The following is a 16,837-nucleotide window of genomic DNA, read 5'->3' as shown; positions in this document are numbered from 1 at the left end:
GTGAAATGTTTTCAAAGCATTGCTGTTTATGTCTTTGCAGCATGCTTATCAATAAAACCGCTATGAAATATGTAAAAAAAGCATTTCGCTGATAGATTAAATCTCGTTATATTGTGCATCGTTATAATGAAACTACTAGCTGTACGCCATGTATTTATATACTGATTTCGATCAGCAACTGATCAATGAACGTGTTGCACAATTCCGTGATCAAACGGAACGTTATTTAGCGGGTAAACTCACTGAAGATGAGTATCGTCCATTACGTCTACAAAATGGTTTATACGTACAGCGTTATGCGCCGATGTTACGTATTGCCGTGCCATATGGTCTGATGAACTCAAAGCAATTACGCAAAGTTGCTGAATTAGCTCAGGAATTTGACCGTGGTTATGCGCATGTTTCAACCCGTCAAAACATTCAGTTCAACTGGCCTGCATTGGAAAATGTACCTGATATGCTTGCTGAACTTGCGACGGTTCAAATGCATGCGATTCAGACTTCAGGGAACTGTATTCGTAATACCACCACTGACCAATATGCAGGTGTGGTTGCAGGTGAAGTTGCAGATCCACGTCCAACGTGTGAATTGATCCGTCAATGGTCAACATTCCACCCAGAATTCGCTTTCTTGCCACGTAAGTTCAAAATTGCGGTATCGGCTTTGACTGAGATTGACCGTGCAGCAGTATCTTTTCATGATATTGGCGTGTATTTAACGCGCAATGAAACTGGCGAATTAGGCTACAAAATTAAAGTAGGTGGTGGTTTAGGACGTACGCCAATCATCGGTTCCATGATCCGTGAATGGTTGCCACGTGAAGATTTAATCGCTTATCTTGAAGCGGTACTTCGTGTATATAACTTACATGGTCGCCGTGACAATAAATATAAAGCGCGTATTAAGATTTTGGTTAAAGCATTAACGCCTGCGGTATTTGCTGAAAAAGTCGAAGCAGAATTTGCTGAAACCATTAAAACTTTGAAAATTGATGCTGAAACTTTGAAGAAAATGGATGAAGAATTCACACCATTTAACTATCAAAACTATGCAGATGAAGATTTCACAGCACAATTTTCAGAACATCCAAAATTCAAACAATGGTTCAATATCAACACCAATGCCCATAAAGTAACAGGTTATCGTATTGTGACGATTTCACTGAAACGTGCAGGGATTGCGCCAGGTGATATGACCACGGAAGAGATGAATTTGATTGCTGATCTTGCAGACAAATATACCTTCGGTGAATTACGCACCACACACGAACAAAATATTTCATTGGTGGATGTGCCACAGAAAGATTTGTTTGAATTGTGGCAAGTGCTTGAACAGAATAATCTTGCTCGTGCACATATTGGTTTTATTACTGATATTATCTGCTGTCCGGGCGGTGATTTCTGTTCACTGGCAAATGCAAAATCGATTCCAATTTCAGAAGCCATTTCACGCCGTTTTGATGACTTAGATACGGTATACAATTTGGGTCATATTGACTTAAATATTTCAGGTTGTATGAATGCCTGTGGTCATCACCATGTGGGTAACATTGGTATTTTAGGTGTTGATAAAAAAGGCGCAGAATTCTACCAAATTACTTTAGGTGGTAATGCAGATCATGATGCGTCTATTGGTGACATCTTAGGGCCATCATTTGCAGCGGAAAAAGTGCCTGATGTGGTTGAAGAAATTTTAAATACTTATCTTGACCTACGTAACGAAGGTGAAGAGTTTATCGAAACCTATCGTCGTGTTGGCATTCAACCATTTAAGGAGCGTGCATATGCTTAATACAGCACTTCAAGTCCTCTCTAAAGATGGCACGATTGCAGACAACACTTACCAAATCATTGGTGAAGATGGGGTGTTACCACAAGGTGACGTACTTTTAACTGTAGAACAGTTAGATCAGATTGCAAATGTAACGGGTAAAAAAGCCTTGTTCATTACGGTGGACACTTCGCCTGAAGTGAATCAATTTCCACTTGACCAGCTCGACGCAATTTTTATTGATTTTGCAGGTTTTAATGATGGTCGTGGTTATTCATTTGCTGCGTTATTACGCCGTCAAGGTTACCAAGGCGAACTTCGTGCAACAGGTGATGTATTTAAAGATGTTTTAAACTACATGAAGCGTTCAGGTTTTGATACTTTCGTGATTAAAGAAGGTAAAGATATTACTGAAGCGGCTGCGGGTTTAAATGACTTTAAAAACCCGTACCAAGCGTCAACGGCTGTACCAAAAGCACATTATCAAACGGGTGCTTGATTCAATTTGAAGTTTCAAAGGCCTGCTTTAAGCAGGCTTTTTTATGATTGAACAAATGGAAAATTAAAAATTATATCTACATGTTTTCTATTAATTTTAATTTAATATGTTAAGGTGTCTGTGTCTGAATATCAGCTATCCTGATCTGTAATCTTCTTTATACAGCCTATAAACAGTCAAAAAATGGAAACATTTTTTTGTGCTGGGCTATTTTAACTTTCTCATCAGAAGTGACATCGTTCTTATGCAAAATTTAATTCGTATTGGTATCGTCGGTTACGGTAACCTAGGACGTGGTGTTGAAACTGCGATTCAAAAAAATCCAGATTTACAATTGGTCGGTATTTTTAGCCGTCGTGAACCTGCAACAGTTTCTCCATGCTTTGCTGAAACACAAGTATATGCAATGGATTCTTTAAATGATTTTAAAGATAAAATTGATGTCTTGATTTTATGTGGTGGCTCTAAAGATGATTTGCCACAGCAAGGCCCAATTCTGGCAGCTCAGTTCAATACCGTGGACAGTTTTGATACGCATGCCCGTATTCCAGAATATTTTGCTGCGGTGGATGCTCCTGCAAGAGCTAATAAGAAAACAGCCATGATTTCAATTGGCTGGGACCCAGGCATGTTCTCGATCAACCGTTTATTTGGTGAAGCATTATTGCCTGATGGTGAAACCTATACTTTTTGGGGTAAAGGTTTGAGTCAAGGACACTCGGATGCAATTCGCCGTGTAGATGGTGTGAAAGCGGGTGTTCAGTACACCATTCCATCAACCGATGCGATTGAAAAAGTTCGTAGTGGTGCACGTCCAACCTTAAGTACCAAAGAAAAACATCATCGTGAATGTTATGTTGTACTTGCAGAAGGCGCAGATGCAGATGCCGTTGAGCACGCGATTGTGACCATGCCGGACTATTTTGCAGATTATAATACGACTGTAAATTTCATTGATGAAGCAACTTTGGCAAAAGATCATCAAAAAATGCCGCATGGCGGTTTTGTCATTCGTAGTGGTCATACCAGCACTGAACAAAATCAAGTGGTTGAATTTTCACTGAAATTGGACAGTAATCCTGAGTTTACCGCGAGTGTATTGGTTGCATATGCACGTGCATGTTATCGCTTAAACCAAATGCAGCAGTATGGTGCCAAGACTGCATTTGATGTTGCCCCGGGTTTGTTGTCAATGAAGTCACCTGAACAATTGCGTAAAGAGTTACTTTGATTAAACTCAGTATTTGATAAAAAGGTGAATGTTATATTCACCTTTTTTCTTGGAAGTACATTGGAACATCTTTGCATACTAGTGGTTTTAAGTCGTTTGGGCTAAAATCCGCCCATGATGATAAAATGAAAATAACCATGTCTTTATTGCTTGCAAAAATAAATCCTGGGGTCATTTGGCTATTGATCGCAATCGCTACCGATGTATTGTCAACTTTTTATTCGGCAAAGGGTGATGGTTTGGTAAATAAAGTTGATCAAGGGATTGCATTGGTTTTGTATATGATTTCGTTTGCATGTGCAGCTTATGCATTGAAATTTATGCAGGCAGGCATTCTATATGTGTTGTGGTCAGGCATTGGCGTAATTGCAACAGCACTTTTGGCAAAAGCATTTCTTGGACAAAATATCGATTTTGCAGGTTGGTTAGGCATCGCTTTTATTACGATTGGCTTAACGATTATTGCTCAGTTTTCCAATATTGATGTGTGAGTTTGTATGAATGATGACATTCAGTACGTAAACAACAAATGTAAAAATGAAAACGTTTTTACAGAAATGATGAATAAAGAGAATGCTTCACTTGTGACCCCAGTTTTAGCTGAAATTTAATTTTAAATACCACGCATTTAAGTAAGCATAGATCATGCGCTCTTCTATTTTGGTCATTGTTAGAGTGATTATTTTGAAATGAATCCATAGTATAAAAAATCCCTCAATGTTGAGGGATTTTTTATTAAAATCAGACCTTATTTATTGAGCAATTATAAAAGCTCAATTGCAACAGCAGTTGCCTCACCACCACCGATACATAGTGCAGCAATACCTTTTTTACCGCCCGTGCGTTTTAAAGCATGAATCAATGTCAAGATAATACGTGAACCAGTAGAGCCGACAGGATGTCCTAGTGCACAAGCACCACCATTGATATTAACTTTCTCAGCATCCAATTTGAAATCATCGATTGGGCACATAGTCACCATAGCAAATGCTTCATTGATTTCCCATAAATCAACATCTTGAGCAGTCCAGCCAGCTTTGTCTAAAACTTTTTGAATCGCACCTACAGGCGCAATGGTAAATTCAGATGGATGCTGTGAGTTTGAAGCATAAGCAACAATTTTAGCAAGAGGCTGTAAACTTTTTTGTGCCGCAAGTTCAGCAGAAGCTAAAACTAAAGCTGAAGCTCCATCTGAAATTGAGCTGGCATTGGCAGCAGTGATTGTACCGTCTTTAGCAAAAGCAGGACGCAATGTCGGAATTTTTTCAATATTGGCATTGAAGGGTTGTTCATCTTGATCAACAACCACATCGCCTTTACGACCTGAAACAGTGACAGGAACGATTTCGTCAGCGAAATAACCTTCAGTAATGGCTTTTTGCGCGCGCTGTAAAGAGCGGATTGCAAACTCATCCATTTGTTCACGGGTATAGCCACGGGTATTTGCCATATCCTGTGCAAAAGATCCCATGAGCCGACCTGTTTCAGCATCTTCTAAACCATCAAAGAACATATGATCTTTAACTTCGCCATGCCCCATACGGTAACCACCACGTGCTTTCGGTAGTAAATACGGTGCGTTGGTCATCGACTCCATACCACCTGCAACGATGATATTGGCAGAACCTGCTTTGATCGCATCAGCAGCTTGCATGACGGCTTTCATTCCTGAACCACATAGTTTATTGATGGTTACAGCACCTGTTGAGTCAGGAAGACCTGCTTTACGCATGGCTTGGCGAGCAGGGCCTTGTTTTAAACCTGCTGGAAGCACACAGCCCATAATGACTTCTTCTACATCGTTTGTGTCTAAACCCGCACGAGACACAGCTTCTTTAATTACAGTCGCACCTAGTTCAGGTGCAGTGACACTCGCCAGACTCCCTTGAAATCCGCCCATTGCAGTACGTGCACCATTGACAATTACGATGTCAGTCATTGTTGTATTCTCCAATTCACTTGTTGTTGATTGTTTCCAGAGCCTAAGCAGTATATAAAAAAAAGATATAGAATAAAGAAGAATGTCTATAGAACTCTAGACGCTAGAGACTAGTTTTTAACATGTTATTGTTGAGGCGACATTTAAATTTGCCATTTGTCCCATCTTGAAGCGTAAATGTTTGGATGGATCGTAATCACTACAATAGTAAAAACTTCCATAGGCGCCTCGTGGTAAACCTGTATCACCTTTGAATGTTAATAATTTACGATGAGTACTATTGCCGTTCCATTTGAGATTACCATATTTTAATTCTGTTTTGGTTTGTTGTAATAATTGTTCATTCATATCATGTTGTTGATTATGATTTCTATCAATAAAAATGATGATCGCTGTATTCCATTGATCATTTTGGCAGGTATCTAGATCGACAGAAGAACAAATGACAATATCACTGTGATGTAATATTGCGCTATTTTTAGCAAATTTGATGTGTTGATCCAATAAAGGAAAAATATTTTTTTGTTCAGTTTCTTGTAGTATGTGGAGGAAGTGTGAAGTTGCAATACATGCAATAATTCCAATAATACAGATACAAGTGATTAGCTCAATCAGGGAAACGCCCTGTTGTTTACAATAAAAATACATGATTTATTCTACTTTTGAATAGATTAAGTTTATGAGTTTTAATATTTTTCTAATTATTTATGCAGTTAGCGATAAGTTTTTAAAATATGTATTACTATCGTATTGTTTTACTGCTAAAATAACGGTTAGTGAAAAGAGTAAGGTATTCACAAATATAATCGAGTAAAAATTTACCGAATTACAACGGAAATTGTAAGTAATTTTGTCAATAATAAGCTTGATTAAAGTTATCAAGCACTTGGAAAAATTCTCAAGTGTTTGTATGATTCAACGTGAGTAGCTTAAAAATAATACTGGGGTATAAAAAGCTTATCTCAGGAAGCCAAAAAATTTTAGGCTGAGTTTGAACAACAATTTGTTATCTCTGGAGGATATCCATGAAATTGAGTCGTATCGCACTTGCTATGCTTGTTGCTGCGCCATTCGCTGCTGCTAACGCTGGTGTAACTGTAACTCCATTATTAGTAGGTTACACATTCCAAGACACAGAGCACAACAACCGTAACTTAACAGATAGCCATGAATTACAAGATGACTTATTTGTTGGTGCTGCGCTTGGTGTTGAATTAACTCCATGGTTAGGTTTCGAAGCTGAATATAACCAAGTTAAAGGTGATGTTGACCCTAACGCAGGTGAATATAAGCAACAACAAATCAACGGTAACTTCTATGTTACTTCTGATTTAATCACTAAAGATTATGACAGCAAAATCAAACCTTACGTATTGTTAGGTGCTGGTCACTATAAATACGATTTTGATGCACCTGCATTAAACTATCGTGATGGTGAAGAAGGTACTTTAGGTAACGCTGGTGCAGGTGTATTCTGGCGCTTAAACGATGCTCTATCTCTTCGTACAGAAGCTCGTGCAACTTATAACATCGATGAAGATTTCTGGAACTACACAGCACTTGCTGGTCTTAACGTAGTTCTTGGTGGTCACTTGAAACCTGCTGCGCCTGTAGTAGAAGTTGCTCCAGTACCTGAAGTTGCTCCAACTCCAGTTGCTCCACCACCTCAAGAAATCACTGAACCACTTAACATGGAACTTCGTGTATTCTTTGATACAAACAAATCAAATATCAAAGCACAATACAAACCAGAAATCGCTAAGGTTGCTGAGAAGTTAAATGAATTCCCGAATGCGACTGCTCGTATTGAAGGTCACACAGATAACACTGGTCCACGTAAGTTAAACGAACGTTTATCTTTAGCTCGTGCTAACTCTGTTAAATCTGCACTTGTAAGCGAATTCAACATTGATGCATCTCGTTTGTCTACTCAAGGTTTCGCTTGGGATCAACCGATTGCTGACAACAAAACTAAAGAAGGTCGTGCTATGAACCGTCGCGTATTCGCTGCGATTTCTGGTAGCCGTACTGTTCTTGCTCAACCAGCTCAATAATATTGAGTCACTGAGTGATAAAAAACGACTCTTCGGAGTCGTTTTTTTATGCCAATTTTTATGTTGATACTTTAAGAATGTTATATTCAGCATTGATATAGAAGAGGATTAAACACCGTGAGCATGCCTGATGAAATTTTAAATTTACCCTCCAATTGTGGGGTGTTTGCCTTATGGTGTGTGGTTCGACAGTATGGTTTAGATATTCAGCCGCTACAATTGATTGAACTTTCTCGGCATGATGCTGAAGATGGTACTTTTAGTATTGGCTTGGCTGTTGCTTTGTATAAAATGGGATTTGAAGTCTCTTTTTATAGCGACCCTGATCCTGATCAGCATGTGAAAGAGCAAGTGGCATATTTTGAGGCAGAACAACTTGGTATTGCGGTTTTACCTGCGCTAAGTTATGAAAGTATTCAACATGAAATAGAAGAAAATCAAGCTTTAGTGATTGTATTTTATGATGATTTAGAGGGCGTAGGCAATCATTCTTTGGTGTATAGTATTGATGAAGATGAAATTTGCTTTTTTGATAGTTTAGATGCGATGCCACGAGATGTTTTTGAAAAACAGCGCCTAGCAGAAGGAATTTGCCAACAAGCCATAGTAATTCATTGTTATCAAGCTGCTACACCATTGAGCTAAAAATAGAAATAAGCATAAATATGAGATAAAGATAGGTTCAGCAAACGAATTTGCTGAACCTGATGTTTTAGCATTGATCAGGTGAGCATTTAAGCATGTGCCCAATCAGTTTTACGTAACTGCTGTTTCGAGTGTTTACGGTCACGGCGATGTTGTGCTTTGGGTTTTTCTGCTTCATGCATGCCACTTTTATGTAAAAGCGGGGATAGTGCAACAGGATTACGGGCTTTAATTTTTGGCATTTTTTTCAGCTTCATTAGATTGACCTTTTATTTTTAGCCTTTAATACACATGACTTGTTTGAGAGTATGCACCACTTCAATTAAGTCGGTTTGGTTTGCCATCACTTCATCAATATCTTTGTAGGCACTTGGAATTTCATCCACCACGCCTTTGTCTTTACGACATTCGATTCCTTCAGTTTGGGCAATTAAATCTTGCTGATTAAACAGATTTTTGGCTTTACTACGGCTCATTTTTCGACCTGCACCATGCGAGCATGAGCAGAATGAATAGGGATTACCTTTCCCTTTAACAATAAAAGATTTTGCTCCCATTGAACCGGGGATAATGCCGTACTCATCTGCACCTGCACGAATTGCACCTTTGCGCGTCACAAAAACCTCTTCGCCAAAATGCAGTTCTTTTTGTACATAATTATGGTGACAATTAATCGCTTCTTTGGTCATTTGAAAGCTAGGGAGTAGTGGACGAATGGCTTCTAAAATCAAACGCATCATTTCACGTCGGTTTTCATAAGCATATTCTTGTGCCCACTCTACGGCTTCAAAATAATCATCAAAACTGTTTGAACCTTCGGCAAAGTAAGATAAATCTTTGTCAGGTACATGACCAAAACGGCTTTGGGCTTCTTTCTTGGCACGTTCAATAAAATAGGTGCCAATTACATTACCAAGACCTCGACTGCCTGAATGCAACATGATCCAAACATCATGATTTTCATCTAAACACAACTCGATAAAATGGTTACCACCACCGAGTGTGCCGATTTGCTTTTGCCATGTCGAGTCGAAATGGCGCAGCATACGTTTAAGCGCAGGGTGTTTATCGGTAATCAATTTTAAACGTTTATCGAGTGGTATCAGCGTTGAAGCTTTGGCTTTAATTTGCTTATGCATTTCAAACCCAACAGGTACTTTACGCTCAATTGCATTACGTAATGTACTTAAATTATCAGGCAGTTGATCTGCTTTTAAACTCAAACGCATCGCATTCATGCCACAGCCAATGTCTACGCCCACCGCGGCAGGAATAATGGCATTTTTGGTCGGAATGACACTACCTACGGTTGCGCCTTTGCCGACATGCACATCAGGCATGACCGCAATATGGGAATGAATAAATTGCAATTGCGCCATTTTACGCAATTGGGTCATGCTTTCTTCGTCAATGTCGTTGGTATAAATTTTTACGGGAACACCATAATCTGCTTTGGCGTTCAGAATTTTTTTTATGCCCATGATCTTTACTCTAAGCAATTTTATATTTGTCCGAATAATTCTATTTACCTGTTTTTTCAGGCATAAAAAAACCTAGCGAATGCTAGGTTTAGAATCGTGGCATTCGGACACTTTGGTACAGCAAGTGTCCGTGAGCGACATCATTGCTGTATTAGTTTGTTGTGTTTTCCAATGTCAGCATGATGATGTCCTCCTATAAAATCTTTTGGAAAAGATGAATCGAATTTGGCGCTATTTTAAGCATTAAAAGTTGACTGTCAAGGAGAGCTTACGATTTATTATTTCATTTTTAAATAAATTTATAATCTTAAAATGCTTAACCTATTGTTTATTCATTGATATTTTTAATTTAAAAAAATTTGAAATATTCATTTTGTAATAAAAAAGCCCTATCAAAATAGGGCTAAGCACATGTAATAAAATGAAGCTTAATACAGTTATGCTTTATCTTCGTCCATTGGTTTTACATCCATATCTTTATAGGCAATCAATTTTGAGCCATTTTTAAATTTATAGATCAGCCAAATTGCGAGGAAAAGTGGAAGACTGATATAGGTCGATAGTACACTCATCCAGTCACCGTTGAGGAATGCTTCATAGTTTTGTCCAAGGACAACAATGGTACAAAGAATGAACGCAAACCAAGGGGCAAATGGGAAGAATTTTGCACGATATGCCAAATCTTCTAATTTATAACCTTGCGCCAAATAACCTTTACGGAAGCGATAATGCGAAATTGCAATACCTAACCAAACAATAAAGCCACACATTCCTGACATGTTTAATAGCCATGTAAAGACTTCATTCTCGCCAAAAAGCGTGGTCAGGAAACACAGTGCTGCAATCGCAGTTGTTGCATACAAGGCATTCATCGGTACGCCACGTAGATCAAGTTTAGCAAACCATTTCGGTGCGCGTCCTTGACGTGCCATATCAAATAACATACGGGTAGAAGAATACATACCTGAGTTACCTGCAGACATGATTGCAGTTAAAATCACGGCATTCATCAAACCTGCAGCAAAAGCTAACCCTGCTTTTTCGTAGAGCAGGGTAAATGGTGAAAGGGTAATATTACCATCACCTTCGGCAGCAAGTTTGAGACTTGGGTCGGTATAAGCAACCAATGTTCCAATAATGAAAATACATAAAATGTAAAATAATAGAATACGCCAGAAAATTTGCTTAATGGCAATTGGAATGGTTTTCTTTGGATCTTTCGACTCACCCGCAGCAACCCCAACCATTTCAGTCCCTTGGAATGAAAATCCTGCAATCATAGCCACGCCAACTAAGGCTTGGAAACCACCCACAAAAGGTGCTTCGCCAATGGTCCAGTTTTTGGTCACAGACTGTGTTGGATCAAGCATAATTTTACCAATCATGAATAAACCAATCACAATGAAGAAAATGATTGCAATCACTTTAACCAATGAAAATAAAAATTCACTTTCGCCAAAGCCTTTCACAGTTAAGGCATTGATAAAGAAAATGATGGCAAGGAAGATTGCACTCCACCAGACTCCAGGAATATCAGGGAACCAAAATTTCATGATGAATTGAACTGCAACCAATTCAAAGGCAACAGTAATTGCCCAGTTGTACCAGTAGTTCCAACCGAGTGCAAAGCCAAAACCTTCTTCGACATATTTATTACCATAGGTAAAAAATGCACCTGATGTTGGGTTATGTGTTGCGAGTTCGCCTAAACTGGTCATCAAGAAATAAATCATGACACCAATCAAGGCATAAGCAAGTAATGCACCGCCGGGTCCTGCTGTGGCAATGGTTTGACCTGATGCTAGGAATAAACCTGTACCGATTGAACCACCAATGGCGATCATATTTAAATGTCGAGCGCCGAGCTTACGCTTGAGTTGAGGATGATCTTGTCCGCTCATCATGCTTCCTTAAGATTTTTTTGAGTGTTGGCGAATAACACTTTAAAACCTTGTTGATCAGCTTTGGTCGCACATTGACCAAAACTTTGTTCAATAAGTAATGGATAATTGAGGAAGCGGTTCGCCACAATCCATAATTCGCCACCTGATTTTAAATGTCGTCTTGCAGTTTTGCACAGTGTTTCACTGGCATTGTAATCGGTTTGAATTCCTTGGTGAAATGGAGGATTGCTGACGATCGCGTGCAAAAACAATGGCGCATCATCAATCCCTGTCACTGCTTTTATTTCGAGTTGTTCTAAGGGTAAATTATTTTTTTCAAAGGTCATTTGGGTGGATGCTAAAGCAAAAGCATCTACATCCAAAGCAAAAATACGATTTTTCGGATTTAGCTTGCATAAATATGCACTGATCACACCCGCACCGCAACCAAAATCAGCAATTTTGCCTGAAGTCACTTGTGATAAATACGGTAACAACACTGCAGTACCGACATCAAGACGATTTTGGCTAAACACGCCCGGAAGCGCACAAATGGTCAGTTCGCCTGCAGGCGTTGCAACTGGATAATGTTGAACCCATTCTGCTAAAGGTTTTACATGTACCGTTTTGTCAGTTGTCAGTTGCCACATTTGACAATGACGAGCACTGTCCAATTTGATGGCTTGACCAAAGGGCTGTAACTGTTTTGATGCTCGTTCAACACCGCCTTTTTTCTCACCAACAAGGAAAATAGACGCACCTATTGCTAAGCGGCTGACTAAATTGTGCAAAATATAATTGAGTAATTCTTTTGATTTTGGCACAAATACGATTGCTTGATCAAAATCATGCGTAGGTAAATCTGTACCAAAATGCACATTGGCCTTTAAGTTTTGGAAATATTGAAATTCATTAAAATTCCATGTCCAAACGCTGGCTTCGATGTCATGAGCTAAATTTGAAAGTAGATCATCCGTTGGCGCATTGACCAATAATACACGTCCAGAAAGGTAGTCATGCTGTCGAATGACAACTTCACTGCTTGGCTCCATAATCACCATCCATTAGAAAAGTTTGAACAATAATGCCCAGTCAAAACTGGGCATTATAAGGAATTACTCAATTATTTTTTAGTTTCAGGTAAAACTAAATTTAAGATCAAAGCTGAAATACCGCCTGTTGCCACACCAGAGCTAAAAATATTACGTGGTAATTCAGGAAGATGCTCTAAAATTTGAGGAACTTGAGCAACCCCTAAACCGAGTGCTAAAGAAATTGCAATAATCAATAATGCACGACGATCAAGACTAACACCTGACAAAATGTTAATACCTGATGCAGCCACTGCACCAAACATCACCATGACCGCACCTCCGAGTACAGCTTGTGGAACAGCTTGGATCACACCTGCAACCGCAGGGAATAGGCCAAGAACGATCAGCATGATCGCGATCCAGATGCCGACATAACGACTTGCAACACCTGTAAGCTGAATTACACCGTTATTTTGTGCAAATACTGAACTTGGAAAAGTATTAAAAATCCCTGCAAGGAATGAGTTTGCACCATTGACCAGTACACCACCTTTAATACGTTGCATCCATACAGGACCATCAACAGGTTGGTTGGAGATTTTAGAGGTTGCAGTGACATCTCCAATTGCTTCTAAAGAAGTCACGAGGTAAATAAATGCCATGGGTATGAATAAGCTCCAAGAGAAACTTAGACCAAAATGCATCGGTGTTGGTACTTGGATTAAAGGTGCATCTTTTAAACCTGAAAAATTCAGATAACCCATATAGCCAGCGAGCGCATAACCAATGACTAATGCAATCAAGATTGCAGAACTTTTTAGCCATACGATTTTAAAACGGTTGAGTAAAATGATGATGGCCAATACGGTACATGACATAATTAAGTTGTCAGTACTGGCAAAGGTTTTATTTTCCATGGCTTGATAGCCGCCACCCATACTGATCAGACCTTCTTTAATTAAAGTCAGACCAATAAGTAGTACGACAATACCTGTAACCAATGGGGTAATGAGTTTTTTCACCCAAGGTAAAATACGTGATACACCCATTTCAATAAATGAGCCTGCAATGACAACACCAAAAATCGAAGCCATGACCGCTTCTACAGGTGTGCCTGCAGCAACCATTGCTGAACCAATCCCGATAATCGGACCAATAAAGTTAAAACTGGTCCCTTGGACAATCAATAATCCTGCACCAAAGGGTCCTACTTTTTTGCATTGTAAAAAGGTTGCGATCCCTGAAATCACCAAAGACATGGATAAAATCATGTTGGTATCGTGTGTGGAAACGCCGAGCGCTAAACAAATGAGCAAACCTGGTGTCACGATTGGGACAATAATGGCAAGTAAATGTTGTAGAGCTGCAAAAAATGCGATCAACGGTTTTGGACGATCATTTAAGCCATAAACAAGATCAATTTGACCTTGTTGTTGCTCTTGAGAGGTATTTAAATCGGACATGGGGATTGGGAGAACAGCGGCAAGATGGTGCTATTCTAATCTCTTTACACTCTTTTACAAAATAAAAAGCCCGTTATTGTGAAAAAAACTTGTAACAGTCCATAAACTGTCACTACTAAAAGTTAAGATTTTTCTGTATAATTTGCCCTCAAACTTTAGGCGTATCGAATTTACATGTCAGATATTAAAACTCTCCGCAATATTGCTATTATTGCTCACGTCGACCACGGGAAGACAACTTTAGTTGATAAACTTTTACAACAATCAGGTGCGCTCGGTGAACGTGCGGGCGAGATTGAACGTGTCATGGATTCTGGCGCTATTGAAAGTGAACGTGGTATTACCATTCTTGCAAAAAACACTGCAATTAAATGGTTAGATAAACGTACTGATACTGAATATCGTATTAATATTGTCGACACCCCGGGACACGCCGACTTCGGTGGTGAAGTTGAACGTGTAATGTCAATGGTTGACTGCGTACTTCTTCTTGTTGACTCTCAAGAAGGCCCAATGCCACAAACGCGTTTCGTAACACAAAAAGCGTTCGCACGTGGTTTGAAACCAATCGTGATCATTAACAAAGTTGACAAGCCAAACGCGCGTCCAGACTGGGTAATTGACCAAGTATTCGACTTATTCGATAACCTTGGTGGTACTGACGAACAGTTAGACTTCCCAGTCGTTTACGCTTCAGGTCTTCGTGGTGTGGCGGGTCCATCACCGGAAGAACTTGCTGAAGACATGACGCCATTGTTCGAAACAATTGTAGATATCGTTGAGCCACCAGCAGTTGACGTTGACGGTCCATTCCAAATGCAAGTGTCTTCACTCGACTATAATAGCTTCGTTGGTGTTATCGGTGTTGGTCGTATTCAACGTGGTTCAGTGAAATTAAATACACCTGTAACTGTCATCGACAAAGACGGTAAAACACGTAACGGTCGTATCTTAAAAATTATGGGTTACCATGGTTTAGAGCGTATTGATGTTGAATCAGCTTCTGCTGGTGACATCGTTTGTGTAACGGGTATTGATGAACTTCATATTTCTGACACGATTTGTGATCCGAAAGCAGTTGAAGCTTTACCTGCACTTTCTGTAGACGAACCTACAGTTTCGATGACTTTCCAAGTCAACAATTCACCGTTTGCGGGTAAAGAAGGTAAGTTTGTTACTTCACGTAATATCCGTGAACGTCTAGATCGCGAATTGATTCACAACGTAGCATTACGTGTTGAAGATACTGACAGTCCTGACCGTTTCAAAGTGTCTGGTCGTGGTGAACTTCACCTTTCAGTTCTGATTGAAAACATGCGTCGTGAAGGTTTCGAAATGGGCGTATCTCGTCCACAAGTAATCTTGAAAGAAATTGATGGTGAAAAACAAGAGCCATACGAAAACGTAACGTTTGACGTTGAAGAGCAGCACCAAGGCGCTGTAATGGAACAAATGGGTCACCGTAAAGGTGAAATGACCAATATGGAAGTTGACGGTAAAGGCCGTATCCGTATTGAAGCAACAGTTCCTTCACGTGGTTTGATTGGTTTCCGTTCTGAATTCTTAACTATGACTTCAGGTACAGGTATCATGACTTCAAGCTTCTCGCACTACGGTCCAATGAAACAAGGTACTGTTGCGAAACGTCAAAACGGTGTGTTGATTTCTATGGTTCAAGGTACTTGCTTGGGCTATGCACTATTCAGCTTACAAGACCGTGGCCGTCTATTCGCTAAACCTCAGTTAGAAGTTTATGAAGGTATGATCGTTGGTATTAACTCACGTTCAGACGACATGACTGTTAACCCAACTAAAGCGAAACAGTTAACTAACGTACGTGCTTCTGGTACTGATGATGCGTTGACTCTCGTTCCGCACATTGAATTTACGCTTGAACAAGCGCTTGAATTTATCGAAGACGACGAATTAGTTGAAGTAACGCCTAAGTCAATCCGTATCCGTAAACGCTGGTTGACTGAAAACGAACGTAAACGTAACCGTAACGGTTAATTTTACAGTTTCAAAAAAACCGTCATATATTGGCGGTTTTTTTATGCTTAAACTAAATGTCTGGTTGATTTGGGCTATGGTGCGTATGATTTGAAAATCATGGTATTTGTCGAATATTTTATTGCAAAGCCAGTTTTTAGTTTGAGTAATCCTAAGGGCTCAGACTAATATTAAATCGTGGAAAAGTATACTTTTTGTATAAAATGAAAAAAAATATAGGAAGTTCTTTAAAACCTAGTAAATTAGGCGGAAATATATATTAGAAATTAATGTATACTTCGTCACATAAAAAGTACGCAAAAGCAAGCGTGGAGATACACATGGGTATTGTTTCAGAATTTAAAGAATTTGCTGTCAAAGGCAATATGATGGACATGGCGATCGGTGTCATCATCGGTGGTGCATTCGGTAAAATTATTGACTCTCTTGTGAAAGATATCATTATGCCACTGATCACTGTGATTACAGGAGGCGGTGTTGATTTTACGCAAAAATTCTTCGTATTAGGAGATAATCCAAACAATTTACAATCTTTAGATGAGTTGACTAAAGCGGGAATTAACGTTTTAACCTACGGTAACTTTATTACAATTTTCTTAAACTTCCTAATTTTAGCTTGGGTGGTTTTCTTGTTGGTTAAATTCTTAAATAAAATCCGTAAACCTGTGGAAGCAGCACCTGCAGCTACGCCAGAAGATATTGAATTATTACGTGAAATTCGTGATGAATTGAAAAAACGTCAATAACCCTTTTCAGTATTTATCATGTATATTAAACGGTACTTTGAGGTACCGTTTTTTATGTGTACTATGAATAAAGGATTTAAA

The 16,837-nt window shown here is 39.2% G+C and carries 15 protein-coding genes; 8 read left to right on the top strand and 7 right to left on the bottom strand.

Annotation, left to right across the window (positions count from 1 at the left end; genetic code table 11):
* Positions 1 to 148 precede the first annotated feature (148 nt).
* The 4 genes from HX129_RS14435 (at position 149) to HX129_RS14420 (ending at position 3,992) form a co-directional block, all read left to right on the top strand.
* The gene (locus HX129_RS14435) at positions 149 to 1,792 is read left to right on the top strand and encodes a nitrite/sulfite reductase (protein ID WP_286434555.1); all 1,644 of its coding nucleotides are present in this window, start codon (positions 149 to 151) and stop codon (positions 1,790 to 1,792) included.
* Entirely contained in the window at positions 1,785 to 2,270 is a 486-nt protein-coding gene (locus HX129_RS14430; protein WP_130074218.1) for a DUF934 domain-containing protein, read from the top strand. Before HX129_RS14435 ends, HX129_RS14430 begins: the two co-directional genes overlap by 8 nt.
* 244 nt (positions 2,271 to 2,514) lie before the next feature.
* Complete coding sequence (locus tag HX129_RS14425) at positions 2,515 to 3,501, top strand: diaminopimelate dehydrogenase (RefSeq protein ID WP_286434558.1); 987 nt, start codon at positions 2,515 to 2,517, stop codon at positions 3,499 to 3,501.
* 137 nt (positions 3,502 to 3,638) lie between these two features.
* On the top strand, positions 3,639 to 3,992 hold the full coding sequence (locus HX129_RS14420) for a DMT family transporter (protein ID WP_130074250.1): 354 nt from the start codon (positions 3,639 to 3,641) through the stop codon (positions 3,990 to 3,992).
* Between the two features lie 272 nt (positions 3,993 to 4,264).
* Here the strand turns inward: HX129_RS14420 and HX129_RS14415 are convergent, their stop codons facing one another.
* Both HX129_RS14415 and HX129_RS14410 read right to left on the bottom strand, forming a co-directional pair.
* The gene (locus HX129_RS14415) at positions 4,265 to 5,440 is read right to left on the bottom strand and encodes a thiolase family protein (protein WP_286434560.1); all 1,176 of its coding nucleotides are present in this window, start codon (positions 5,438 to 5,440) and stop codon (positions 4,265 to 4,267) included.
* Between the two features lie 117 nt (positions 5,441 to 5,557).
* Positions 5,558 to 6,088, bottom strand: coding sequence for a GspH/FimT family protein (locus HX129_RS14410; RefSeq protein ID WP_286434562.1), 531 nt, complete (start codon positions 6,086 to 6,088; stop codon positions 5,558 to 5,560).
* Positions 6,089 to 6,465: 377 nt separating this feature from the next.
* Between HX129_RS14410 and omp38 the strand changes: the two genes are divergently transcribed.
* Both omp38 and HX129_RS14400 read left to right on the top strand, forming a co-directional pair.
* Positions 6,466 to 7,494 (top strand): outer membrane protein Omp38, encoded by a 1,029-nt coding sequence (gene omp38, locus HX129_RS14405; RefSeq protein ID WP_180046908.1) that lies wholly within the window; start codon positions 6,466 to 6,468, stop codon positions 7,492 to 7,494.
* 123 nt (positions 7,495 to 7,617) lie between these two features.
* A complete protein-coding gene (locus HX129_RS14400; RefSeq protein WP_286434599.1) occupies positions 7,618 to 8,139 on the top strand; it encodes a peptidase C39 in 522 nt (173 codons plus the stop codon).
* 89 nt (positions 8,140 to 8,228) lie between these two features.
* On the opposite strand, the gene HX129_RS14395 is transcribed toward HX129_RS14400, so the two are convergent.
* From HX129_RS14395 to HX129_RS14375, 5 genes are all read right to left on the bottom strand, one after another.
* Positions 8,229 to 8,396 carry a hypothetical protein gene (locus tag HX129_RS14395; RefSeq protein ID WP_165353077.1) on the bottom strand — a complete coding sequence of 56 codons (168 nt, stop codon included), beginning with the start codon at positions 8,394 to 8,396 and terminating at the stop codon, positions 8,229 to 8,231.
* 18 nt (positions 8,397 to 8,414) lie between these two features.
* Positions 8,415 to 9,620, bottom strand: a complete 1,206-nt coding sequence (locus HX129_RS14390; protein ID WP_286434567.1) for an RtcB family protein — start codon at positions 9,618 to 9,620, stop codon at positions 8,415 to 8,417.
* A 437-nt stretch (positions 9,621 to 10,057) separates the two neighbouring features.
* A complete protein-coding gene (locus tag HX129_RS14385) occupies positions 10,058 to 11,521 on the bottom strand; it encodes an amino acid permease (RefSeq protein WP_130074224.1) in 1,464 nt (487 codons plus the stop codon).
* Positions 11,521 to 12,555, bottom strand: coding sequence for a methyltransferase (locus HX129_RS14380; RefSeq protein WP_286434570.1), 1,035 nt, complete (start codon positions 12,553 to 12,555; stop codon positions 11,521 to 11,523). The genes HX129_RS14385 and HX129_RS14380 overlap by 1 nt, the downstream gene beginning before the upstream one ends.
* 71 nt (positions 12,556 to 12,626) lie before the next feature.
* A complete protein-coding gene (locus tag HX129_RS14375) occupies positions 12,627 to 14,000 on the bottom strand; it encodes a uracil-xanthine permease family protein (protein WP_130074226.1) in 1,374 nt (457 codons plus the stop codon).
* 174 nt (positions 14,001 to 14,174) lie between these two features.
* Here HX129_RS14375 and typA point away from each other — a divergent pair, with 174 nt between their 5' ends.
* Both typA and mscL read left to right on the top strand, forming a co-directional pair.
* The gene (gene typA, locus HX129_RS14370) at positions 14,175 to 16,010 is read left to right on the top strand and encodes a translational GTPase TypA (protein WP_130074227.1); all 1,836 of its coding nucleotides are present in this window, start codon (positions 14,175 to 14,177) and stop codon (positions 16,008 to 16,010) included.
* 320 nt (positions 16,011 to 16,330) lie between these two features.
* On the top strand, positions 16,331 to 16,756 hold the full coding sequence (gene mscL / locus HX129_RS14365) for a large conductance mechanosensitive channel protein MscL (protein ID WP_130074228.1): 426 nt from the start codon (positions 16,331 to 16,333) through the stop codon (positions 16,754 to 16,756).
* Positions 16,757 to 16,837: the final 81 nt, after the last annotated feature.

Source organism: Acinetobacter sp. 251-1 (genome assembly GCF_030329305.1).
Classification (GTDB): Bacteria; Pseudomonadota; Gammaproteobacteria; order Pseudomonadales; family Moraxellaceae; genus Acinetobacter; species Acinetobacter piscicola_A.
This window is presented reverse-complemented; position numbering and strand designations above follow the sequence as displayed.